19 protein-coding genes are annotated in these 24,148 nt (G+C 59.7%); 13 read left to right on the forward strand and 6 right to left on the reverse strand.

What is annotated here, in order from left to right; all coding sequences use genetic code 11:
- The first annotated feature begins 218 nt into the window (after positions 1-218).
- Entirely contained in the window at positions 219-1,889 is a 1,671-nt protein-coding gene (locus Q0K06_RS01780; protein WP_294547721.1) for a stalk domain-containing protein, read from the forward strand.
- Between the two features lie 103 nt (positions 1,890-1,992).
- Here Q0K06_RS01780 and Q0K06_RS01785 read toward each other — a convergent pair whose 3' ends face one another.
- A complete protein-coding gene (locus Q0K06_RS01785) occupies positions 1,993-3,984 on the reverse strand; it encodes a fructose-1,6-bisphosphatase (protein ID WP_294547723.1) in 1,992 nt (663 codons plus the stop codon).
- Positions 3,985-4,317: 333 nt separating this feature from the next.
- Between Q0K06_RS01785 and Q0K06_RS01790 the strand changes: the two genes are divergently transcribed.
- The 3 genes from Q0K06_RS01790 (at position 4,318) to Q0K06_RS01800 (ending at position 8,969) form a co-directional block, all read left to right on the forward strand.
- Complete coding sequence (locus tag Q0K06_RS01790) at positions 4,318-7,326, forward strand: SEL1-like repeat protein (RefSeq protein WP_294547725.1); 3,009 nt, start codon at positions 4,318-4,320, stop codon at positions 7,324-7,326.
- A gap of 181 nt (positions 7,327-7,507) precedes the next feature.
- Positions 7,508-8,620, forward strand: a complete 1,113-nt coding sequence (locus Q0K06_RS01795; RefSeq protein ID WP_294547728.1) for an HD domain-containing phosphohydrolase — start codon at positions 7,508-7,510, stop codon at positions 8,618-8,620.
- Entirely contained in the window at positions 8,613-8,969 is a 357-nt protein-coding gene (locus tag Q0K06_RS01800; protein WP_294547731.1) for an Hpt domain-containing protein, read from the forward strand. The genes Q0K06_RS01795 and Q0K06_RS01800 overlap by 8 nt, the downstream gene beginning before the upstream one ends.
- 160 nt (positions 8,970-9,129) lie before the next feature.
- On the opposite strand, the gene Q0K06_RS01805 is transcribed toward Q0K06_RS01800, so the two are convergent.
- A complete protein-coding gene (locus Q0K06_RS01805; RefSeq protein WP_294547734.1) occupies positions 9,130-9,603 on the reverse strand; it encodes an NlpC/P60 family protein in 474 nt (157 codons plus the stop codon).
- A gap of 312 nt (positions 9,604-9,915) precedes the next feature.
- Between Q0K06_RS01805 and Q0K06_RS01810 the strand changes: the two genes are divergently transcribed.
- From Q0K06_RS01810 to Q0K06_RS01825, 4 genes are all read left to right on the forward strand, one after another.
- On the forward strand, positions 9,916-10,197 hold the full coding sequence (locus Q0K06_RS01810; RefSeq protein WP_294547737.1) for a FeoA family protein: 282 nt from the start codon (positions 9,916-9,918) through the stop codon (positions 10,195-10,197).
- On the forward strand, positions 10,188-12,338 hold the full coding sequence (feoB, locus tag Q0K06_RS01815; protein WP_294547739.1) for a ferrous iron transport protein B: 2,151 nt from the start codon (positions 10,188-10,190) through the stop codon (positions 12,336-12,338). Before Q0K06_RS01810 ends, feoB begins: the two co-directional genes overlap by 10 nt.
- Before the next feature lie 242 nt (positions 12,339-12,580).
- Positions 12,581-12,961 carry a BlaI/MecI/CopY family transcriptional regulator gene (locus tag Q0K06_RS01820; RefSeq protein WP_294547741.1) on the forward strand — a complete coding sequence of 127 codons (381 nt, stop codon included), beginning with the start codon at positions 12,581-12,583 and terminating at the stop codon, positions 12,959-12,961.
- Complete coding sequence (locus Q0K06_RS01825; protein ID WP_294547744.1) at positions 12,961-14,454, forward strand: M23/M56 family metallopeptidase; 1,494 nt, start codon at positions 12,961-12,963, stop codon at positions 14,452-14,454. The genes Q0K06_RS01820 and Q0K06_RS01825 overlap by 1 nt, the downstream gene beginning before the upstream one ends.
- Before the next feature lie 73 nt (positions 14,455-14,527).
- Here the strand turns inward: Q0K06_RS01825 and Q0K06_RS01830 are convergent, their stop codons facing one another.
- Together Q0K06_RS01830 and Q0K06_RS01835 are read right to left on the reverse strand one after the other, a co-directional pair.
- Positions 14,528-15,709 carry an iron-containing alcohol dehydrogenase gene (locus Q0K06_RS01830; RefSeq protein ID WP_294547746.1) on the reverse strand — a complete coding sequence of 394 codons (1,182 nt, stop codon included), beginning with the start codon at positions 15,707-15,709 and terminating at the stop codon, positions 14,528-14,530.
- Positions 15,710-15,892: 183 nt separating this feature from the next.
- On the reverse strand, positions 15,893-17,083 hold the full coding sequence (locus tag Q0K06_RS01835) for a M20 family metallopeptidase (protein ID WP_294547748.1): 1,191 nt from the start codon (positions 17,081-17,083) through the stop codon (positions 15,893-15,895).
- Between the two features lie 104 nt (positions 17,084-17,187).
- On the opposite strand from Q0K06_RS01835, the gene Q0K06_RS01840 reads away from it, so the two are divergent.
- Entirely contained in the window at positions 17,188-18,555 is a 1,368-nt protein-coding gene (locus tag Q0K06_RS01840; protein ID WP_294547752.1) for an MATE family efflux transporter, read from the forward strand.
- Between the two features lie 123 nt (positions 18,556-18,678).
- Here the strand turns inward: Q0K06_RS01840 and Q0K06_RS01845 are convergent, their stop codons facing one another.
- On the reverse strand, positions 18,679-19,566 hold the full coding sequence (locus Q0K06_RS01845) for a ribokinase (RefSeq protein ID WP_294547755.1): 888 nt from the start codon (positions 19,564-19,566) through the stop codon (positions 18,679-18,681).
- 4 nt (positions 19,567-19,570) lie between these two features.
- Positions 19,571-20,566, reverse strand: coding sequence for a LacI family DNA-binding transcriptional regulator (locus tag Q0K06_RS01850; protein ID WP_294547758.1), 996 nt, complete (start codon positions 20,564-20,566; stop codon positions 19,571-19,573).
- A gap of 201 nt (positions 20,567-20,767) precedes the next feature.
- On the opposite strand from Q0K06_RS01850, the gene rbsD reads away from it, so the two are divergent.
- The 4 genes from rbsD to Q0K06_RS01870 all read left to right on the forward strand — a co-directional run bounded on the left by rbsD (position 20,768) and on the right by Q0K06_RS01870 (position 24,087).
- Positions 20,768-21,166, forward strand: a complete 399-nt coding sequence (gene rbsD / locus Q0K06_RS01855; RefSeq protein ID WP_294547761.1) for a D-ribose pyranase — start codon at positions 20,768-20,770, stop codon at positions 21,164-21,166.
- Positions 21,167-21,204: 38 nt separating this feature from the next.
- Positions 21,205-22,308 (forward strand): extracellular solute-binding protein, encoded by a 1,104-nt coding sequence (locus tag Q0K06_RS01860; RefSeq protein WP_294547763.1) that lies wholly within the window; start codon positions 21,205-21,207, stop codon positions 22,306-22,308.
- A 68-nt stretch (positions 22,309-22,376) separates the two neighbouring features.
- Positions 22,377-23,267, forward strand: a complete 891-nt coding sequence (locus Q0K06_RS01865) for an ABC transporter permease (protein WP_294547765.1) — start codon at positions 22,377-22,379, stop codon at positions 23,265-23,267.
- Positions 23,268-23,271: 4 nt separating this feature from the next.
- Positions 23,272-24,087 carry an ABC transporter permease gene (locus Q0K06_RS01870; RefSeq protein ID WP_294547768.1) on the forward strand — a complete coding sequence of 272 codons (816 nt, stop codon included), beginning with the start codon at positions 23,272-23,274 and terminating at the stop codon, positions 24,085-24,087.
- The last annotated feature ends 61 nt before the right edge of the window (positions 24,088-24,148 follow it).

Raw genomic sequence — 24,148 nt, forward strand, 5'->3', positions numbered from 1 at the left:
GCCTTTATTGAAAGAATAGAGGAAAAAAACGGCTTTGTCAACGTATATAGGGAGGAGAAAAAGAAAAAGATTTTGAACCCAGAAAAAAATTTAGCTTTTCAATGGAAAATTTTTATTTTTTGTAACAAAATACCTTTCCTGTACAATATACATGGTGAAGGGCTCAACAGCATATCCCACAGAAATTGGCGTATGCCGCCGGAAAAGGAGAAATGGATATGAAACGCATGAGAACAGCCGTGATCACCGCCGTGCTGCTGGGCGTGCTGGCCGTCGGGGCTGCAGCCGCCAGCGGGATTCAGCAAATTCTTGTGGAGCTGCGCCCCGACATCACCGTAGAGGTGGACGGTATGACCCGCACCATGACTGATAAGAACGGCAAGACCGTCTACCCGATCAGCTATGACGGCACGACCTATCTTCCCGTCCGGGCCCTGGGTGAGATCCTGGGCCAGACTGTGGAGTGGGACAGCGCCACTCAGACCGTAATCCTCACCGAAAAAGTGCTGGAGCCCGCCGCCCTGTATCCCACCGTGGACGAGCTGGAGAAGGGCATGCTTCGGTCGGAGAAGGCGATTGACGGCCTGACGCCGGCAGGCACCTACATGGAACGGGCCAAGCAGTATGCCGCCCTGGTGGGCGACCTGGACGATCTGCGGGCCGGACTGGACGCCCTGGTGGAGCAGACCAACAACGACTTCAGCGCAGGAAAGCTCACCCTGGCTGAATTCAACGGACTGAACAACCGCCTGGGGGCAGTGGACGTCCGCCTGAAGGACGCCTATACCGAGCTGGAGACCAAGACAATAGCCGACGAGACGGGCAAGCTCACGGCGTATCAGATTTCCGCCAACAACCTCACCGAGCTGGAGGCCGCCATGACCGAGCTGGAGCAGGCCATCGACTCCTTTAAGCCTGCCCCAACCACTGTGGAGCAGGCCCAGTCCTACGCCGCCCTCTCTCTGCGTCTTGAGAATCTGTATGGGCAGATCAGCGCCCGGTACAAGACCATCAACGACGACTACATACAGAGCCGTATCACCGCCTCGGAGTACAACAGCCTGAACAGCCGGGCCAATGCCCTGGACGTGCGGGCCAAGGATGCCCGCACGGAGCTGGAGGAGAAGAACGCCTCCGGCGGCACGGCCTATCAGGTGGCGGACGCGGTCATCAAGGAGCTGGACAGCCGCACCGTCTCTCTGGAGCAGGAGGTCAGAGACCTGAACCCCTCCCAGGACTATATCCGGCGGGTGAAGGACTATCTGGCCGTTGAGGAGAAGTTCAGCGCCCTGAGCCAGGACATCTCCGGCGAGTACGCCATCATCAACGACGACCTGCGGCAGGGCCGCACCTCTTACCGCGAGTACAACAGCCTGAACAGCCGCCTGGGCGCGCTGGATGTGCGGGTAAAGGCGGCCCGGACAGAGCTGAAGGAAAAGGTGTTCCAGGGCGGCTGGGAGGACCCGGATACCGGAACCGGTACACCCAGCGGTTCCTATCATGACTATTCGGGCCAAATTACCGCACTGGAGAACCGGATCAACGACCTGGTAGAGAAAATCTGGACCGGAGGCTGGGAAAATGGCCGGCAGCTGTTCCAGGACCTGAAGGCGCTGGAACAGGAGTGCGGAAAGCTGGAGGATACCCTGGAGAAGGCCTATAAGCAGAGTAAGCTGACCAAGAGCGAGTATCGAGCCCTGGAGAGCAGTCTGGACCAGGCGGAGGACCGGGTGGAAGACGCCATGGACTACCTGGAGGACCTGTTCGACTGGGACGATGACGATGATGACGACGACTGGTGGAACTACCGCGTCCACTGGAATTACGGCCATGACAACGGCTGGCACAGGGGCTGGTATAAGGACAGGTGGAAGCACTGGGACGGCTGAGGCCGGCCGGTAAACCCGGGCAGCGCGGCAGGCACCGCGGAATAGACGGAACAAGCATCAGGCCCCCGGCTGAGCCGGGGGCCTGATGCTGCTGCGGGGGGATTCAGCGCCGGTGGTCCTCCTTCACCAGACCGGAGCGGTAGGCGGCCAGAAGGGCCTTCAGGTCGTCTACCTGGTGCTGGAGCTCGCTGCCGATGTCGGTGGAACGGATCTTAACTTTTTGCTCCATCCGCTCGAACACCATAGTGGAGGAGAGAATGTCCCGGTTCTCCCGGATGGCGTTCTCCCGGCCCTCAAAGGGTTCGTGGGAGACAATGCGCAGGGACTCGGAGTTGTAGATGAGGGTGTAACCGGCAATACCGGTGGTGGGCTGATAGGCCCGGCAGAAGCCGCCGTCAATGACAATGAGCTTGCCGCCGCCTTTGATGGGGCTCTCTCCCTTCCGGGACTTGACAGGCACATGGCCGTTGATGATATGGCAGTGGGGTCCCTCCAGGCCGAACTCCTTGAGCAGCCGCTCGCACACTGCCGGGTCATTGTAAAAGGTATAATAGGCGTTCTTTGGCTCAGCCCAGGAGGACTCGTCCTTGATGAGCCGCCGCTCGAAGGTGGTCATCCGGTCCCGGCCAAAGACAGGGGAGCCCCGGCCGCACCACAGGAACCACAGGTAGTCCATACCGTACTGCCGTTCCTCGCTGCCCGGCTTGGCGTAGTAGCCCTGGCGGGCCACCGCCTCGGCATAGTCCAGAAAAGCGCGGCCGGAGAGCGTTTTCCCGTCCGCCCGGAAGGTGAGCAGCTCCCCCTCCGGCGTCAGGGGGATGCAGCCGTGGAGCAGCAGGTTGCCGTTGTAAATCTTGTACAGCCCGCCCTTGGAGTAGAGAAATCGGACGTGCCGCTGGAGCTTTTCGCTGCGCTGGAAGGAGTTGGTCAGCTGGTTGATGACCTCGTCCTCCTCCGGGGAGAGCTCATAGGGATTGGAGCGGTCCACAGTGGGGAATTCGGTGTCGGAGAGCTGGTACTCGATGCCGTTGATGACAATGGACTTCTTCTCATAGTCGATTTTGTCCAGCAGCAGCCGGTCCTCCATGCCGAACTCGGGGTGGCGGAGAATTTTCTGCCCCTCCAGCTTGAAGAGAATGATGGTGATGGCCTTGTGCATCCGGGCGGCCAGGGCCTTGTCTTTCTCGGTGTAGTTGTTGGCGTCGTCTCCGGCGAACTTGGCCTTAAAGCAGGAGCAGTCCACGTCTTTGTAGAACTCGTTGGCAAACAGAGCAAGAGGCCGCAGGGAGATGCCGTAGCCTGTCTCAATGACCTCCAGGTTATTGTAGTGGATGGAGTTGGACAATACGGTGGCCACCAAAGTGCGGCTTCCGGTGGCGGCGCCCATCCACAGTACGTCGTGGTTGCCCCACTGGATGTCAACCGAGTGGTACTCGGTCAGGTAGTCCATAATGATGTCCGCGCGGGGGCCCCGGTCGAACATGTCGCCCACGATGTGGAGGTGATCCACCACCATGCGCTTGATGAGCTCGCACACAGCCACAATAAAATCCTCAGCCCGGTCAATATCGATGATGGTGGATATGATATTCTCATAACTGGAGCGTTTATCATGGTACTCGTAGTTGGTGTTGATGAGCTCGTCAATGATATAGGCGTACTCCCTGGGCATGGCCTTGCGGACCTTGCTTCGGGTATACTTGGAGGTGACCATGCGGCAGATGTCCATGAGCCGGTGAAGGGTGATGCGGTACCACTCCTCCATGTCCTTGGTCTCCTTGGCCACCTGGGACAGCTTTTCCTCCGGATAGTAGATAAGGGTGGCCAGCTGGTCCCGGTCCGCCTTGGACACGCTGGAGGAGAAGAGCTCGTCCACCTTTTCCCGCACCACGCCGGAGGCGGAATTCATGATGTGAAGAAAGGCCTCGTACTCGCCGTGTACGTCTGAGATAAAGTGCTCGGTGCCCTTAGGCAGGTTCAGAATGGCCTGGAGGTTGATAATCTCGCTGCTGGCGGCCTGAACGGTGGGGTACTGACGGGAGAGCATCTGGAGATAGCGCAGATTGGGAACAGAAGCGGCGGCTTCCTTTTTCATGGGGGTCCTCCTTCCAAAAAACGGGTGATAACATGAGCTCCGCCGGAGCAGGGAGGCGGAGTATGACAGGATTACAGGAACACTGTAAGATATATTGTAGCATGGAAGAGGAAAATGAAAAGTATATTTTGTGTGAATTTACAGAAAAATATGCGGAAAAATCCGGTCAGGCGGGCCAGAAGCAGAGAAAGAGAGACGCACAAGACGGTCAACGGAGGCGATTCGCCCGCATTGACAGAAGGCGCTTTCGCTGGTAGAGTAAGAGAGGACTGAGAGGTGTTTTTCATGTGCCCTGAGAATGAAGATAAAGCGGAATTTTTCAATGGAGATCAGGTGATCTTTGTCAATACAGAGCTGATCCAGCGGGCGGTGGCCGGGCTGCAGAAGTCCAGGGAGGAGTTTCAGACCCTGCTGGACCAGGCGGAGCTGGGGGACCTGTCCGCTCAGTACGATCTGGCTTTGAAATACGCCGACGGCGACGGCGTGGAACGGGACATGGTTCAGGCGGCCCACTGGTTCGCCCAAGCCGCCGAGCAGGACGACATGCGGGCGGTGGAGTCTCTGGGCCGCTGCTACCAGCTGGGCGAGGGCGTGGAGCAGGACGAGAAGCGGGCGGTGGAGCTGTTCCAGCGCTGCGCGGACCAGGATTACGCCCCCGGTCAGTGCAGTTTGGGCCTGTGCTATGAGAATGGCAGCGGCGTGGACCGGGACCCGGTTCGGGCGGCAGAGCTCTATCAGCTCTCGGCGGACCAGGGCTATGCCCCCGGCCAGTGCAACCTGGCGGTGTGCTATCTCAACGGCATCGGCGTGGAGCGGGACGACGGCCACGCCGCCGAGCTGCTGCGGCAGTCTGCGGAACAGGAGTTTCCCCGGGGAATCAGCCTGCTGGGCTGCTGTTACCGGGACGGACGGGGCGTGGAGCAGGACCAGAAAAAGGCGGCTGAGCTGTTCCGACGGGCGGCGGAGAAGCGCTACATACCCGCCCTGTGCGACCTGGGATTGTGCTATGAGAGCGGCAGCGGGGTAGCGGAGGACCTTGCCAAGGCGGTGGAGTGCTATACACAGGCTGCTGAGGAGGGCTATGCCCCCGCCCAGTGCAATCTGGGCTACTGCTATCTGGCGGCCATCGGCGTGGAGCAGGACGACAGCAAGGCGGCGGAGTGGATTGCCCGGTCAGCGGAGCAGGGATATCCCCGGGCCCAGCGGCTCATGGGCTGCCTGTGCCAGGACGGCCGGGGGATGGAGAAGGATCTGACCAAAGCGGTGGAGTACTACCGCCAGGCTTCCGGGCAGGACTACCTTCCCGCTCTGTGCGACCTGGGCCTGTGCTATGAAAACGGCGAGGGCGTGGAGAAGGACCCGGCCAAGGGTGCGGAGCTGTACCGCCAGGCGGGAGAGCAGGGCTACGCCCCTGCCCAGTGCAACCTGGGTTACTGTCTCCTCAATGCCATTGGCGTGGAAAAGGACCCTGTGGAGGCGGTGGAATGGCTGAAGCGGGCCGCTGAGCAGGACTACCCCAGGGCCATCAGTATTCTGGGCGACTGCCTGGGCGAGGGAACCGGCGTGGAGAAGGATGCTGCCATGTCCGCCGCCTGCTACCAGAGGGCCTCGGAGCTGGGATACGTGCCCGCCCAGTGTGCGCTGGGCCTGTGTTACGAGATGGGCGACGGCGTGGAAAAGGACGAAAAACAGGCCGTGGCCTGGTACACCCGGGCCGCTGAGCAGGGCTATCCTCCCGCCCAGTGCAACCTGGCTGTTTGTTATCTCAACGGCATCGGCGTGGAGCGGGACGCAAAGCAGGCCGTGGAGTGGCTGGAAAAGGCTGTGGCCCAGGGGTTTGCCCGGGCCATGGACATTCTGGGCGACTGCTGCCGCAACGGGAGTGGAATTGAACGGGACGAGGTGCGGGCTGTGGAGCTCTACCGCCAGTCGGCAGAAAAGGGCTACGCTACCGCCATCTGCGACCTGGGCCTGTGCTACGAGATGGGCAGCGGCGTGGAGAAAGACGAGAAGAAGGCCGTGGAGCTCTACCGTCAGTCGGCCCAGCAGGGCTATCCCGGCGCCCAGTGCAACCTGGGCTACTGCCTGCTGTCCGGCATCGGCACGGTGAAACGGCCGGAAGAGGCCGTCAAGTGGTTCCGCTTGGCGGCCGAGCAGGGCTATCCCCGGGCCCAGAGCCTGCTGGGCAGCTGCCTGCGGGACGGACTGGGGACAGCGCCGGACGGGAGAGAGGCGGTCAAGTGGTATACGTGCGCCGCACAGCAGGGTTATCCCCCCGCCCAGTGCAGCCTGGGCCTGTGCTACGAGAACGGCGACGGGGTGGAGCAGGACCCGCCCCGGGCGGCGGAGCTGTACCGCCAGGCGGGAGAGCAGGGCTACGCCCCTGCCCAGTGCAACCTGGCAGTGTGCTACCTCAACGGCTTCGGCGTACCCGAGGACGCAAAGCAGGCGGTGGAGTGGCTCAAGCGGGCGGCATCCCAGGAATTTGGCCGCGCGCTGAATATTCTGGGCGACTGCTACCGCCGGGGTGTGGGCGCAGACCGGGACCCCCAGCGGGCTGTGGCCTATTACCAGCGGGCAGTTAAGGCGGGCTATGAGGCGGCCTTCTGCAGCCTGGGCTACTGCTATGAGGTGGGCGAGGGCGTGCCGGAGAACAAGGTCAAGGCCGTGGAATACTACGCCCGGGGCGCCCAGGCCGGAGACGAGACCGCCCAGTGTAACCTGGGCTACTGCTACCTGGAAGGGATTGGCGCAAAGCAGGACCCCGGCCGGGGGGTCTCCTGGCTGCTCAAGGCGGCCAAGCAGGGCTCCCTGCGGGCCATGTGCCTGCTGGGCGGCTGTTACCGGGACGGCACCGGCGTTATGAAGAACGAGAAAAAATGCGTGGAGTACCTGACCCGGGCCGCCGAGGAGGGCTATGCGCCCGCCCAGTGCAACCTGGGCCTGTGTTATGAACAGGGCACCGGCGTAGCGGTCAATACAGCCAAGGCGGTGGAGTGGTACACCAAGGCCGCTCAGTCCGGGGACAGCGCCGCTCAGTGCAACCTGGGCTACTGTATGCTCAACGGCATTGGCACGGCAAAAAATCCCACCGGAGCAGTGGAATGGTTCAAACGGGCGGCCAATCAGGGCTCGGTCCGGGCGCTGAATCTGCTGGCCGACTGTTATCGGGACGGCGTGGGCGTCCCCGCCGACCTGGGCCGGGCGGAGCAGTACTATCAGGAGGCGGCCCGGCAGGGCAGCCAGTCGGCGGCGGAGAATCTGAAAAAGCTCCATGCGGACAAGGTGAAATCCAGACAGCCTGCCAAGAAGTCACTGTTTAAGCGCCTGTTTGGCGGCTGATTAGAAAACTGTGTGCGGAACGGCTTGCCCGTTCCGCACATGTTCGTTTAGACGCGTGGGGAGTTGCAATTGGAGGGAAGCTCTCTTATAATAAAGACAGTAGAAGCAAGAGGGAAGAACGCTTGGGCGGTAAGGCAGAAGTCCTGAGCCGTACCTCAGTCTGGATATGAGGAGAAAGAATATGGAGCTTGACTGCCGGGGCAGGAACGCCCGCCAGGAACCTGACACCATGTTGATCGTGGACGACGACGAGCTGAATCGGGCCATTCTGGAGAATATTTTTTCGCCGTTTTACGCCATTGAACCCTGTGAAAACGGAAAAGAAGGACTGGACGCCATACTGCGTCTGCGGGGGCGCGTCTGCGCGGTGCTGCTGGACGTGGTTATGCCTGAGATGGACGGAATCCAGGTGCTGCGGGTGCTGGCGCAGGAGAGGCTTCCGGAACAAATTCCTGTGTTTCTCATTACTGCCGAGGCCAGCGGAGACACCATGCGGGAGGCCTATCAGCTGGGCGTCATGGATGTGATCAGCAAGCCGGTTATCCCCTATGTGGTGGAGCGGCGGGTCAACTCAGTGGTGGAGCTGTTCCAGGCCAGAAGGAGACTGGGCAATGTAGTGGAGCGGCAGCAGTCCGCTCTGCTGCGGCAGGCGGAGCAGATCATCGGGCTCAGCCGGGGGATGATTGAGTCGTTGTCCACCGCCATTGAGTTCCGCAACGGCGAGTCGGGAGAGCACGTCCGCCGGATTCACGACATCACCAAATACATGCTGGAGCACACAGAGCTGGGAGACGGCCTGTCGCCGGAGGATATCGACGCCATCTCCCTGGCCGCTATTATGCATGACGTAGGCAAGATTGCCATTCCCGACGCCATCCTCAATAAGCCGGGCCGGCTGACCGCCGAGGAGTTTGAGATTATGAAGACCCACACCCTCCAGGGCGCCCGGCTGTTGGAGCGTATCCCCCAGATGCGGGAGCTGAGCGCTTACCGCTACGCCTGCGACATTGCCCGCCATCACCACGAGCGGTGGGATGGCCGGGGTTATCCCGACGGCCTGAAGGGCGAGGAGATTTCCGTCTGGGCTCAGATTGTCTCCCTGGCCGACGTGTATGACGCCCTGGTGAGCAAGCGCGTCTACAAGGACGCCTATGGACGGGAGAAGGCCCTGGGCATGATTCGGGACGGGGCGTGCGGCACCTTTAATCCCAGCCTGCTGGAGTGCTTCTTCCGTGTGGAGCAGGAACTGAGATACCTGTATGAGACGCCGAAGGAGGAAAAGAAGGATGGATGATGCAATCAGAGCGAGCCTTGCCGCCGCAGGGATAGACGTGGACGAGGCTCTGGAGCGCTTTATGGGCAGCGAGGCCATGCTCATCCGGTTTTTGAAGAAATTCCCCGCAGACCAGGGATTTTCCGCCCTTGCCGCCGCCCTGGAGGCCGGGGACCGCGAGGGGGCGGTCGGCGCAGCCCACACCCTGAAGGGACTGTGCGGAAACCTGTCCATCAAACCTTTGTTCGCCGGCTTTGACCGCCAGGTGGGGCTGATGCGGGCAGGGGAGTGGGATGCCGCCGCCGACATGATGCCCCAGCTCACCCAGGACTATAACCGGGCCGTGGAGGCCATTTTGGCTCTGGGCTGACCGGAATCAGGACAGAAAACCCGCCGGAACGGAGATGCTCTTCGTTCCGGCGGGTTTTTGCTGTGAAAAAGCAGATCCAAAACGGATGTGTGCCGCTTCCAGCGGCACAGGCATAATATCACAGCGCATGGGTCGGGGCGGCCCATATGCGCATGAAGTCTTATTCCTCGCCATAAATCTGATAGAACGCCGGGCGGCCGATGAGGGTAAAGCCGATGGCCGGCCCGTCAGGAGACAGGACCACGCCGCCAAGGCTCTTGGAGCAGTGGACAATCTCCAGCGTGCCCTCCGCGGAGAAGCCCGCCACAATCCCCACATGGCTCAGATCAGGGAAAAAGGCCAGGTCCCCAGGCCGGGCCTCCTCCCAGGCCACCGGCGTGCAGCGGGAATACTGGTCCCGGACGCCGTTGCCGATGGCGGAGAGGGCGCCGGCATCCCCTGCGGCGTTGACTGCCGCCCAGGTCACCAGACCGGAGCAATCCAGGCCGAAGGGGACCAGGGCGCCGGTGGTGTCGCTCCCGTGGGCAGTGACCAGGGCAGGCACGCCCCAGCGGCTGTCCCAGCCCAGACAGACCGACTTGCCGCCCCAGAAGTAGCCCACCTTACCGGTCAGGGCGGCGGCGTTTTCCACCATGGCGCGCCGCAGGGGGGATAAATCCTCCGGCAGAGCGAGGGAAGGGGTGGGGGAGACCTGAGCGATTGGCGGTCCCTTCCCGGGTAAAAAAGGGAGCAGAAGCCCGGACAGAAGCAGAATTATGCCCAGCAGACGAAGAAAGCGGTTCCAACCGCCGGAATTTCTTCTCACCCGTCTCTTTCTCCACCGGGGTGGGTATGGACGTCTCACAGCCGGTCCCTCCTTATGCCGTCACCACCGGAAGAGCGGCTCAATAGGATAGATGGGGGAGAACCATCCCCCGCCTACATGTTATGTGAGGAGCGTTCCAATATGAGCGAATTGATTTCTCTCTGCGGCCTGGAAGTGGGTGCAAGCGCCCGGGTGGCAGAGGTGGCGGGCGAGCGGGCCATGCGCCGCCGCCTGATGGATATGGGCCTCATCCCCGGCACCAGGGTGACCTGTGTGGCCGCAAGCCCGGCGGGCGACCCGTCGGCCTATCTCATCCGGGGGGCGGTGGTGGCCCTGCGGGCGCGGGACGCCGCAGGCATCCGGGTGGAGCCTGCCGGCGCATTTTGCCCGGCCTCTGCCGGGGAGGAACCCCGGTGGGCCTGACCGGGGCGTCCACCGGTGGGGCGGCGGTGGACCATGGCCTGAACATTGAAAAGATCCGGCCGGACGACAAGATCATCGCCCTGGCGGGCAACCCCAACGTGGGCAAATCCACTGTGTTCAACAGTCTGACCGGTATGCGTCAGCACACAGGAAACTGGCCGGGCAAGACAGTGGGCAGCGCCCAGGGCCGGTGCGAGCACAGGGGGCGGGGCTATATCCTGGTGGACCTGCCGGGTACCTACTCCCTCATGGCCCACTCCGCCGAGGAGGAGGTAGCCCGGGATTTCCTGTGCTTCGGCGGGGCGGACGGGGCCGTTGTGGTGTGCGACGCCACCTGCCTGGAGCGTAACATGAACCTGGTGCTCCAGACCCTGGAGCTGGAGCCCCGCACGGTGGTGTGCGTCAACCTGATGGACGAGGCGGCCAAAAAGGGCATCCGGGTGGATCTGGAGCAGTTGTCGGAGCGGCTGGGGGTGCCCGTGGCGGGGACCTGCGCCGGGAAGGGCCAGGGGCTGGAGGCGCTGCTGGACGCGGCGGAGAACATCATGTCTGCGGAACAGCCGCCCAAGCCCATCCGGGTACAGTATCCCGGCCCCATTGAGATGGCGGTGGAGCGCCTGATCCCGATGATAGAGGAGCGGACGGAGGGGAAGCTCCCGAGCCGCTGGACCGCCCTGCGGCTGCTGGAGGGGGAACCGGGGCTGCTGGCCAGGCTGGAGGAGACGCTGGACTTCCGCCTGACAGAGGACGAGAAGCTGAGCGCAGCCCTGGCGGAGATCTGGAGGTGGCTGGAGGCGCGGGGGGTCAGCCGGGAGAACCTGGGGGACCGGCTGGCCGCCGGACTGGTGATGACCGCCGAGGCGGTGTGCGCCGGGGCGGTGAGGTGCACCAAGGAGGACTACGCCCGCCGGGACCGCAGGCTGGACCGGATTTTCACCAGCCGTGCCACCGGCATCCCGGTAATGCTGGCGCTGCTGGCGGGGGTGTTCTGGCTGACCATTCAGGGGGCAAACTACCCCTCCCAGCTGCTGTCTGACTGCCTCTTCTGGCTCCAGGACCGGCTGACCGGCCTGTTTACATACTGGAATGCCCCGGAGTGGCTCCACGGGGCGCTGGTATTGGGGATCTACCGGGTGCTGGCCTGGGTGGTGTCGGTGATGCTGCCCCCCATGGCCATCTTTTTCCCCATCTTCACCCTGCTGGAGGACTTTGGCTATCTGCCCCGGGTGGCCTTTGTACTGGACCATGCCTTTCAGAAGGCCAGAGCCTGCGGCAAGCAGGCTCTCACCATGGCCATGGGCTTCGGCTGCAACGCCGCCGGAGTGGTGGGCTGCCGCATTATCGACTCTCCCCGTGAGCGGCTTATCGCCATGCTGACCAACAGCTTTGTGCCCTGCAACGGCCGGTTTCCCACCCTTATCGCCATCATCACCATGTTCTTTGTGGGCACCGGCGGCGGGCCGGGGCGGGCGCTGCTGTCCGCCCTGCTGCTCACCGGAGTGATCGTGCTGGGGGTGCTGCTCACCTTCCAGGTCTCCCGGCTGCTGTCAGCCACGGTGCTCAAGGGGGTGCCCTCCTCCTTCACCCTGGAGCTGCCGCCCTACCGCCGCCCCAGGGTGGGACAGGTGATTGTCCGCTCGGTGCTGGACCGGACGGTATTCGTGCTGGGCCGGGCGGTGATGATTGCCGCCCCCGCTGGGCTGCTCATCTGGGTGCTGGCCAACGTACAGGTGGGGGGTGCCAGCTTGCTGGCCCACTGCACCGGCTTTTTGGACCCTCTGGGCCGGGCACTGGGCATGGACGGCGTGATTTTGGCCGCCTTTCTCCTGGGCTTTCCCGCCAACGAGATTGTCATTCCCATTATGCTCATGGCCTACCTGGCCACCGGCAGCCTGACCGGCTACGAGAGCCTGGACGCCTTGCATACCCTGCTGGTGGACCAGGGCTGGACCTGGCTGACAGCAGTGTGCACCATGCTCTTCTCCCTGGTCCACTGGCCCTGCTCCACCACCTGCATGACCATCCGCAAGGAGAGCGGCAGCTGGAAGTGGACCCTGCTGGGCTTTGCGCTGCCCACGGCCATCGGCATGGCGCTGTGCTTCCTGACGGCCACCACCGCACGGCTGCTGGGGCTGGCGTAGAGAGATAGAAAAGGACTGCAATAAACCCTGAGACTTAAAGCTTCGGAGGGAAAGAAAGTGCAAAAGAAAACCGTCAGGGTTGTCTTTCATGTAAAATCAAACCACTTTTTTGAACTTTAAACAGTTTAAGAAGGTGCAAAATCCTCTCCCGCCGGGAGAGGATTTTTTGCTTGACTTTTCACCTACAAGATGTTAATATAAATACACCTACAAGTTGTAGTTGAAATACTGGAGGGATTTCCATGGAAAAACGGCAGCTGTCGGACTCCGAGCTGGAGCTGATGCGGGTAATCTGGAGCCGGGGCGGGCGGGCCCGCTTTGCCCAGGTGATGGAGACCCTGGCGGGGCAGGGGAAGGACTGGAAGGCCAACACGGTGCTCACCTTTCTCTCCCGGCTGGTGGAGAAGGAGATGCTGGCGGTGGAGAAGAACGGCCGGCTGAACGTGTATGTGGCCCTTCTGCGGGAGGAGGACTACGCCGACCAGCAGACCCGGTCCTTCCTGGATAAGGTGTACGGCGGCAATGCCGGGCGGCTGGTGTCCTCGCTCCTGAAGCAGGACTGCCTTACCGCGGAGGACCTGGACGAGCTGAAGGCCTTTTGGGAGAAGGGCGGGAAGGCGTGATGGGCGGGGCGCTGTCCACGCTGCTCAGCCTGACCCTGTCCGGGTCGGTGCTCATTGTGGTGCTGCTGGCCGTTCGGCCCCTGCTGCGCCGCCGGCTGGGGCACAGCGGACAGTACTATCTCTGGCTGGTGCCCTTGGCGCGGCTGCTCCTGCCTGTGTTTCCCACCGTCCGTCTGCCTGAGGGTGTCAGCCAGGCATTGCCCGAGGCCATTTCTGACGGTGCGCCGTGGCTGAGAGCGCCGGATATGGTGCTGGCAGGGCCGGACCGGCAGGGGACAGGGCTGGATTTGCTGTCCCTGCTGCCCGGACTGCTGGTCATTTTGTGGGGGACGGTGGCTATTGTCCTTGCTCTGCGGGCAGTGTGGCGGTATGTCCGCTGCATCCGTGCGCTGGAGCGGGAGAGCTGCACGGCTGGGGAGCGGGCCCGGGCGGTCTATGAGGACGCCTGCCGTATGCTGGGGGTGACAAGGCCACCCAAATTGTTGGTCTGCCCCGGTCTCCGATCTCCCATGCAGGCCGGACTGCTCCGGCCCATGGTGCTCCTGGCCGACGAGAACAGCGGGGAGGAGGTGCTCCGGGGGGCGCTGCTCCACGAGCTGACCCACTACCGGCGGCTGGACCTGTGCTATAAGTGGCTGGCGGAGGCGGCGGTGTGCATCCACTGGTTCAACCCGCTGGTCTATGTGCTCCGGCGGGAGCTGAGCCGGGAATGTGAGCTCTCCTGCGACGAGAGCGTGCTGGGACGGCTGGACGAGCACGGCCGCAGGATCTACGGCGCGTCTCTCCTGGCTCTGGCCCGGCCTGTATCGGGACCAACCAAGAACAACATGACCCTTGCCATGAGCAGGGACGGAGAACAGCTGAAAGAGAGGTTGTATGCCATTATGAAATTTGAGTCCAAAGGCAGACTGGCAGGCGTTGTAGCGGTGGGCGCGTCGGCGGCGCTGTGCCTGTGCGGCGTACTGGCCGGAGCCTGTGCCGCCGACCTGACCGGACAGGCGGAGGAGAGCAAGCAGCCCGACCTGCTGGTCATCTCGGAGCCGTTGGCTACGGTGGAGCAGGCGGAGGCCGCCGGGGTGGAGACGGAGGAACTGCTGTCCCCCCTGGATGGAGACACCCTGACGGTGACCATGCCCTTCGGCACCCGGGTGCATCCCATCACCGGAGAGACCACCAGCCATGACGGCCTGGACATCCGGGCGGAGAGCGGCGCGGCGGTGTACGCGCCCCGGAGCGGCCAGGTGCTGGAGGCCGCCTTTAACCAGGCGTACGGCAACTATGTGGTCATCGGCTGGGACGGCGGGGAAATACTCTTTGCCAACCTGTCTGCCTGCGCGGTGGCGGAGGGGGACCAGGTGGCACAGGGCCAGAACGTGGGCTATGTGGGCCAGACCGGCATGGCTACCGGTCCCCATCTCCATGTGGAGATTCGGCTGGACGGGACGCTGGCCGACCCGGAGACCTGCTTTTCCGGCGTGACCTTTGTACATTAAGCAAAAAACCAGAGCGGCGCAACCCATTTGGGTTGCGCCGCTCTGTATGTAGGAGGGAAAAGGAGTGGTAAGATTAGAAGTCCACCTCAGTGCCGTAGTAGATGCAGGTGAACAGCTTGGCCATGGTAGCGGGGTCGATGGGACGGGGGTTGGAGCCGGTGCAGGCATCGCCCACAGCGTTGGTGGCGATGGTCTCCAGCTTCTCCTTGAACTCGTCCTCAATGATGCCGAAGTCCTTCAGCGTGTTGGGGATGCCCATGGTGTCGTTCATGGAGCGGATCTTGGCGCGCAGGCCCTCAACCAGCTCGGCGGTGGTGTCACCCACAACACCCATGGTGCGGGCGATCTGGGCGTAGCGCTCGGCAACGCCGTCAGCCTTGGCGTTGTAGGCGATGACATAGGGCAGGTACATGGCGTTTGCCAGGCCGTGGGTGATGTGGCCGGTGGAGAAGGCGGCGCCGGTCTTGTGGGCCATGGAGTGGACAATACCCAGCAGGGCGTTGGAGAAGGCCATGCCGGCCAGGCACTGACCATAGTGCATCTCCTCGCGGCAGGCCATGTCGCCCTTGAAGGACTTGATGAGGTCCTTCTCCACAATGTGAATGGCCTCCAGAGCCAGAGGATCGGTAAACACGGTGTGCAGGGTGGACACATAGGCCTCGATGGCGTGGGTCAGAGCGTCCATACCGGTGTAGGCCACCAGGTGGGGAGGCATGGTCTCGGCCAGAGCGGGGTCAACGATGGCCACGTCGGGGGTAATATTGAAGTCGGCCAGAGGATACTTGATGCCCTTGTGATAGTCGGTGATGACGGAGAAGGCGGTAACCTCGGTGGCAGTGCCGGAGGTGGAGGGGATGGCGCAGAACTTGGCCTTCTGACGCAGTTCGGGGAAGCTGAAGGGGGTGATCAGGTCCTCAAAGGTGGTCTCGGGGTACTCATAGAATGCCCACATGGCCTTGGCGGCGTCGATAGGGGAGCCGCCGCCCATGGCGATGATCCAATCGGGCTCGAACTCGCGCATCACAGCGGCGCCCTTCATGACGGTCTCAACAGAGGGGTCGGGCTCCACGTTCTCGATGAGCTTGGTCTCAATGCCAGCCTCCTTCAGGTAGCCCAGAGCTTTGTCCACAAAGCCGAAGCGCTTCATGGAGCCGCCGCCCAGCACCAGAACGGCCTTCTTGCCCTTCAGGGTCTTGAGGGTCTCCAGAGCGTTGGCACCATAGTAAATGTCACGGGGAAGAGTAAATCTGGACATAGCGCAAACCTCCAAATAAGATATCAGAATGAATTGATAAAAAAATAACGATTCTTACCGTGGATTATTATTGCACTTTGACAAAGAAATGTCAATATATATTTTATAATATTTTCGTAAAAAATCCACATCCCGGACAAGTGTTTCCGGGACGTGGATATACAAAATAAAAAAATTGGCGTGTCAGATTTTTCCGGCGGAAAAGTGCTCCAGCGCCAGCTCTGCCGAGCGGGCCAGCAGGGCGGCGCCAAGGGGAAGGGCCTGGTCGTCGGTGCGGAAGCGGACGCTGTGCCAGCAGGGGTTCTCACAGCCGGGAAAGCCGGAGCCCAGCCAGTAGAAGAAGCTGGGAATGCCCTGGGAGAGTACGGCGAAGTCCTCGCTGCCCATGTCGGGGCGGGGCTGCACGATGTTCTCCGCGCCCACCAGATCCTCCGCGGCCCGGCGGGCCAGAGCGGTGGCCTCCGGGCCGTTCCAGGTGACGGGCACCTGGGGCTCCAGCACAAAGTCGGCCTTGCAGCCGTAAGCGGCGGCAATATCCTTTGCCAGGGCCTCCAGCCTGTCAGAGGCGTCGGCGAGCACCTTATCCGAGTGGGCCCGCAGGCTGCCCGTCATGGTGAGCAGGTCGGGGGCAAAGTTGTCCGGCGTACCCGCATGGATGGAGCACACCGAGCACACCAGGCTGTCCAGCGGGTCGGTGCAGCGGCTCACCACGGTCTGGGCGGCGCTGACAATGGCCGCGCCTGGGACAATCACGTCCACGCACTTGTGAGGGGAGCCGCCGTGGCCGCTCCTGCCGTGGAGGGTGAGGGTAAAGTTGTTCTTGCCCGCCATGATAGGGCCGGGGAGCACGGCAATTTGGCCACAGGGTACCTCGGGCCGGTTGTGGAGGCCGAAAATAGCGGCGGGTTTGCCCCCGGCCTTCTCCCACAGACCGCGGCGCAGCATGGCCGCGGCACCCTGGGTGACCTCCTCGGCGGGCTGGAAGATGAGCAGCACAGCGCCGGAGAGCTGTTCCCGGCGGGAGAAGAGGAGCCTGGCCGCGCCGTAGAGACAGGCAGTGTGAAAGTCGTGGCCGCAGGCGTGCATGACGCCCTCCACCTCCGAGGTCCCAGGACCGCCGGGCTCCTGAAGGGTAATGGCGTCGATGTCGGCCCGCAGGGCCACGGTGGGGCCTGGGCGTCCGCCCCGCAGCAGGGCGGCCACGCCGGTCTCCATGCCCAGCTCCAGGAATTCCACCCCCAAAGGCTCCAGCAGAGCACGAATTTTGGCGGTGGTGTTGACCTCGTGGAAGCTCAGCTCCGGCCTGCGGTGGAGCTGAGCCTTTAATTTCTCCAGCGCCGGGGCCAACGCCCGCGCCTCCTCCAGCAGCGTCATAACAAAATGCCGTCCTTTCCCGGGCAGGGGATCTTCCTTGCCCTGTATTCAGAAATAGTATACAATGAGGACAGAAAAAGTCAAACCGGAAAGGAAGCGGACCCGTGGCGGAAGCGAAAAACGATTTTACAAAGGGGAGTGTGTCCCGGGCCATCGCCAGGCTGGCCCTGCCCATGACGGCAGCCCAGCTGGTGAACATCCTCTATAATATAGTAGACCGCATGTATATTGGACGCCTGCCGGGGGTGGGGCGGCTGGCCCTCACCGGCGTGGGTCTGGTGCTGCCGGTCATCTCCATCATCATCGGCTTTGCCAACCTGTGCGGTACCGGCGGCGCGCCGCTGTGTTCCATCTGCCGGGGGAAGGGGGACAGCGAGGAGGCCGAATGGGTCCAGGGAAATTCCTTTACCCTGCTGCTGGTGCTGGGCGTGGCCCTTACTGCCCTCATCCTTCTGTTCCGCCAGCCCATTCTCTATCTTTTTGGCGCCAGCGATGACACATTTCCCTATGCGGACAGCTACCTGTCCACCTATGCCTTGGGCACAATTTTTGTCATGATCAGCCTGGGGATGAACCCTTTCATCAATGCCCAGGGATTTGGCAGAATGGGAATGCTCACTGTGTCCATCGGCGCAGTGGTGAATATTGTGCTGGACCCCATCTTCATCTTTGACTTCGGCTTTGGGCTGGGGGTGCAGGGGGCCGCCATTGCCACGGTGATCTCCCAGGCCTGCTCAGCGGCGTGGGTGCTGTGGTTTCTCACAGGCGAGCGGGCCATCCTGCGGCTTCGGCTGAGCCGGATGAAGCTCCGGGCCGCCCGGGCGGCGCGGATTCTGGGGCTGGGCACCTCCGGCTTTATCATGGCCCTCACCAACTCCCTGGTGCAGATTTTATGCAACGCCACCCTCCAGCGCTGGGGCGGCGCGGGGTACGGCGACCTGTATGTGGGCGTGATGACCGTCATCAACTCAGTGCGGGAGGTCATCACCATGCCGGTCAGCGGCATTACCCAGGGCTGCCAGCCGGTGCTGGGGTACAACTACGGCGCCGGGGCCTATAACCGGGTCCGGCAGGGCATCCGGTTTACCACGGCGGTGACTATGGGGTATTCGCTGGCTGTCTGGGCGGTAGTCATGCTGTTTCCCGCCGCCTTTATTCACCTGTTCAACAGCGACGCAGAATTGGTTGCGACAGGTGTGCCTGCCTTCCGGCTCTACTTCTCCATCTTCTTCTGCATGTCCCTCCAGTTTATCGGTCAGTCTGTCTTTGTGGGCCTGGGCCGCAGCAAGAACGCCATCTTCTTCTCCCTGCTGCGCAAGGCGTTTATTGTAGCGCCTCTGACGCTTCTGCTGCCTCCTCTGGGTTTCGGCTACAATGGCGTATTCCTGGCCGAGCCCATCTCCAACGTCGTCGGCGGCCTGGCCTGCATCCTCACCATGTACTTTACGGTATACCGAAGATTAAAGGAGTGAAAAAGTCCGCGTGTCCAATTGGACACGCGGACTTTTTTCCGGGAAAGGACGGTTCAACACAATCGGGCGGATGCTTCGGATAGAAACAGAGCGGACGGCGTCCGGAATGCCGCATGGCTGAACTCAGCTGAGGGAGAAAATTTCGGAACGGCTTGGGATGGAATCCACGGCACCCGGGCGCGTGACACATAGACAGGACGCCTCTGTGGCAACGGACATAGCGCGTTCGACGGAGGAACCGCGGGATAGTTCGGCCAGAAGAAATCCTGTATAGGTATCTCCCGCACCGGTGGTGTCTATGGCGCGGACCTTGTGAGCGGGCTGGAAATGGCGCGTATTTCCGCAGGCGAAACAGGAACCTTCTGCTCCGAGCGTAAGGAAGATGTTAAGCGCCGGATAAGCGGCGCAAAGAATCTCAAGCGCTTTGTCGGAGGAGTCTGCACCGGTCATGGAGGCAGCCTCGCTCTCGTTCAAAATCAGGTAATCCAGGCGTTCCAATGGCCAGTGCAGGATATCTGGTGTAAAAGGAGAGGGGTTGAGGGCGGCTTTGCCGCCCCTTTTTTTGATTTCGCGGATTATTTGGGCGGAGGAATTGATCTCGTTTTGCAGAAGGAAGATATCGCCGGCCCGGCAGCCGGTTAAAAACGACTGAATATCATCTTCGGTAAAGGCACCGTTTGCGCCGGAGTGAACAATGATACAGTTTTGGCCGGACGAATCCAATTGGATAAGTGCATGGCCGGTGGGAAGCGCACAGGAACGCACCTGAGAAATGTCGAGAGAGTACGCAGAGCAAAGGGCGGAGAGGGAGGCATAATCCTCATGCCCGACTTTTGCGATGAGGGATACCTGCGCACCAGCCTTTGCCAGGGCGATGGCTTGGTTCAGGCCTTTTCCGCCCCAGCCTGTCCGGTAGGATTCACTGGCAATGGTTTCTCCGGGACGGACAATATGCGGAACAGAATACAGGTGATCGCGGTTAACAGATCCAATCACAATAATACGCTGCATGGCGTCACTCCTCCTTTTTCCGCGTGCTCTGCCGCACAACCAGCTCGGGTTCAAACTGGATTGTTTGCTTGGGTAAAGCAGGATTGTCCAATTCAAGAAACGCGCGTTTGCAGGCCTCAAAGCCAATATTGTAGCCCGACTGGCGGATCGTGGTTAATGGAACCTCCAGCAAATCAGCAAATGAGATATCATCAAATCCGACGATGGAGAGATCCTGGGCCGGCTTAAGTCCCAGCTCGCGCATGCGCTTGTAGATGCCGATGGCCATCATGTCATTCCCGCAAAAAACGGCGGAAAAGCCTCCGTCTATGATGGAATCGAGCAGCTGATATCCGCTTTTGGGGGAATAATCCCCCTCGAAAATGGAATTTTTGGGTAACGGAAGGCGGGACTCCTCAAAGGCCCAGCAGTAGCCGGCCAGCCGCTGCTGGCTGCTGGCCTGAGCGCTCGGGCCTGTAATACAGGCGATGTGCCTGTGGCCCAAATCAATCAGATGCCGCGTAGCCAGATAGCCGCCCTTGCGGTGATTGAGCAGCACTGCGCTGCGATTCAGCGACAGGCTTTGGCGATCCACCTGAATGACAGGGAAGGGAAGCTGATTCAGCAGTGCGTTCGCCTGTTCATGGGCGGAGACAATCAGCAACGCCCGGACGCCCTGACGGGACAAGGAGCGAATATTCTGGTTATCCATCTGAGGAGATTCGCTGTTTGTGCCCAGAAGAACTGTGGCGTCATGGGTACGTGCGCAGTCAATGATACCTTGCGCGATTTCACCAAAAAAATAATCAGAAATGTTGGGGACAATCAGACCAATGGAATGACATTCATGGACAGTTGGAGAAGAATGGGAAGAGGCAGAATAGTTAAGGCGGTTCGCAGTTTCCAGAACCTTTCGGCGGCTCTCTTCAGACAAACGGTTTGGCCGCGCGTTGAGCACAAGGGAGACGCTGGTGACAGATAAACCGGTAGCTTCTGCAATATCTTTGAGCGTAGTCCTCATGGTACTCCTCCCCATGTAAATCTTCAATTATAAGGTAAACTATTTATCTTTATCTGTCAATACAAAATTTGAAAGGTAAAATTTTATCAATAAAATTATATTAAATATCAAAAAATGAAAAGAAAAGTATTGACAATATGTGCAAAGTGATTTATTCTTTAACTGCAAAGATTTTCTTTAGATAAAAAGAAGGTAAAAAATATGCATAAAAGTTACATGCTGAACAGTGACATCAACCGAGTCCTTGGAGAGCTGGGGCATACCGACCAATTGTGCATAGGCGACTGCGGCCTTCCGGTGCCTGCTGGCGTGGAGAAAATTGATCTGGCCTTGAAGAAAGGAATTCCGGGGTTTTGGGATGTTCTGGAAGCTGTGGCTGAAAATATGCTGGTGGAGCGGATTACGGTAGCGGAAGAAATGAAATTTCACTGTCCTGCGCTTTTGGAGAAAATCAAACAGTATTTCGGGGAGACGGTGGAGCTTAGATTTGTCACTCATGCACAGTTGAAGGAAGAGACTCGAGCCTGCAAGGCAATAGTGAGAACCGGCGAGATGACCCCCTATGCCAACATTATTTTAACAGCGGCATGTCTCTTTTAAAATCCGAAGAAACTGAAACAGGAAAAAGGAGGAGCACCATGAAAAGGAAACAGAAAAGATTTGTCTGCGGTATGACGGCAGCAGCACTGCTTTTCATGCTGTCCGGCTGCGGTGAGCCGTCGGAACTCAAGGAGGCCTCCGGCGCAGGGGATTTCAGCGGGCAGACACTCACGGTGGCAAACTGGCAGTCCTACGGAACGGACGCAAACTACGGCGCTGCTCAGTTTGAGGCAATGTACGGCTGTAAGGTAGAACATTATTTTATCAGCTCGGTGCCTGAACTAATGCAGACGCTGCTCAACGGCGGTATGAATGAGATTGATGTCATCTGTATCAACCCTGTTTATATCCAGGAATACTACCAGAATGGGGTCATCGAGGCGATTGATACCAGCGAGCTGGAGAACTACGGAGATCTCCGCACGGATCTGACAGAAATTGACGACGTGAAGGACCCGGAGGGGAGCGCGCTTGGTGTGCCCTGGATCTGGGGAACCACATCTCTGTTCTACAATGCGGACGTTGTCAAGGAGGATATCACCAGCTGGTCGGCTCTATGGGACGAACAGTATGCCGGTAAGGTAGGCTTTTTTGATGACCATGAGTCCGCGATTAAGGTGGCGGCCATGAAGCTGGGCCAGGACCCCTACAACCCGGATTTGGACGCCGTGGAAGAGAGCCTCATCCAGCTTAAACCGAATGTGAAAACCTACTGGGGCACTTACGATGACTTTGTCAAAGCATACACAGCCGGAGACATTGTGATAGGAAATGTCTGGGGCAGCATCGCCACCCAGCTGAAGGCGGAGGGGTATAACATCCAGTATGTTTATCCTGAAGAGGGTACAGTGGGCTGGGCAGATTACTGGTGCCTGGTGTCGGGAAGCGCGGAAAAGGAACTGGCGCTGAAGTGGATTGACTTCTGTACAGGCGCGGACTTCCAGAATGGGCTGGCAACAGACGGGAATCAGGCGTATGCGCCTGCGAACCAGAAAGTTCTCAACGCCCTCAGTGATGACGTAAAGAAAAATCTCTGGATTTATCCTGACGCTCCGGACAATATGTACCTGTCCCTTCAGATGAGCTCGGATACGCTGACGGAGTGGATCAATCTTTGGACAAACGTGAAGGCGTCTGCGTGACCGGCGGAGGATGACTGTTACCGGTCATCCTCCTATTTTATTCAAAAAAGAGAGAAGGGAACGCATAGATGAAAACAAGCAACTTACATTCAAAACTGAAAAAGCGAAGAGAGCCGGTCAAACTCCTGATCCTGCCGTCAGCAGCCATGCTGCTTTTCATCAGTATGATTCCACTTCTGATGCTGATTGTGTTCAGCTTCGTGGATGGGAATATCACCACTACCACGGGAATAAGCGGATTTACGCTGGACAATTTCAAGATGGCGTTTAGCTCTGCAGCGGTCCCTTCTCTTATGGCCAAGTCCTTCTATATTGCGCTGGTCGTAACGCTGCTGTGCATCATCATAGGTTATCCGGCGGCCTGGGCCATAGCAAAGGTTGTCAAAGAAAAGAACCGGAGCATGTTTGTGATGTTGTCCATTGTTCCTGCACTGGTCTCTCAGCTTCTGTTGATCTATTCCATTATGCAGCTGCTCCAGTCCGGCGGCGTTGTTATGACGCTGCTGGAGTGGCTTGGGATTTGCGGTGCGTCGGACTCCATTCTTTACACCACAGAAGCCGTCATTTTGGTTTTGGTGTATGAGTATCTGCCCTACATGATTCTTTGCCTCTACTCATGCCTTGAAAAAATTGACGACAATGTGCTTGCGGCGACCCACACGTTGGGAGCCGGACGGTTCCGGACTTTCGTTGATGTGGTACTTCCCCAGAGCTTTTCGGGGCTGCTCACGGGGATCTTGGTCATCTTTATCCCCGTGGCTGGCAGCTTTGTGGAGCCGGATACAGTTGGCGGCCCGTACAGCATGATGATTGGCAGCCTGATTAATACCCAGTTTAACGTGAGCCTCAATATGGGATATGGTGCGACGTTGTCTTTCCTGCTGCTGGTGCTGATGTCTCTGGCGCTTGCGCTGATTAATTTTGTGATGAAGCTGGCAGAGCGAAAGATAGGGGGATGAGCTGATGAAGCAGAAAAAGGAACGTATTTTCAGGGCGGTAATGCGGGTATGGCTGGCGCTGACCATGCTCCTGCTCTTTGTCCCAATCGTGCTTATTATCCTGATGTCCTTCAACACCTCAAAATACGGAACGTTTCCTTTTGAGTTTACACTGAAATGGTATCAGCAGCTTTTTGCCGGCTCAGAGCTGATACGATCTACGATTTTCTCTTTTTGGTTCAGCCTGGCCGTAAGTACGGTGTCGGCTGTTCTGGGAATCCTGGCGTCGCTGGCCCTCAGACGGCTATCTAAAAAATGGAACAAGACTTTCCCGACCTTGATGGATGTCCCTGTGATTGTTCCTTGGCTGGTACAGGGAGTATCGCTGCTCCTGCTGTTTAACTGGCTGGGCCTTGGACGTTCTATACTGAGCATGTTTTTGGGAAACTTGGCGGCTGTCATGCCGCATTCCTTCCTTCTGACCTACTCCAGAGTGATGACCATGAGTCCCTATGCGGAAGAGGCAGGGCGCACGCTGGGGGCCTCCGGCCTCCGTGTATTTCGCGATATTACATTTCGTATGATTTTTCCGGCAGTTTTGGCGGGGTGGCTGATGTCGTTTGTCCTCTGCTTCAACTGCTTCTCCCTGCAGTATTACCTGGCGCCCTTCGGAACTTATACGCTGCCGATGAAGATCTTTACGCTTATCCGCTCAGGGTGCGAGCCGGATATCAACGCCATTGCCACCATTATGTGCGTGGTTACATTTGCGGCAATTTTCCTGCTTAACAAAATTGGATTCAGCGCGGAACAGCTGTTTGGCCGTGGAAAGACCTGCTAACAAAAGTCAAGTAGAAATTTCAGGTTTTGGAGGCAGCGAAAAAGGCAACACAAAATCAAGC

Origin of the sequence: uncultured Pseudoflavonifractor sp. (genome assembly GCF_944387805.1) — a bacterium.
In the GTDB taxonomy this organism is placed as follows: Bacteria; Bacillota; Clostridia; order Oscillospirales; family Oscillospiraceae; genus Pseudoflavonifractor.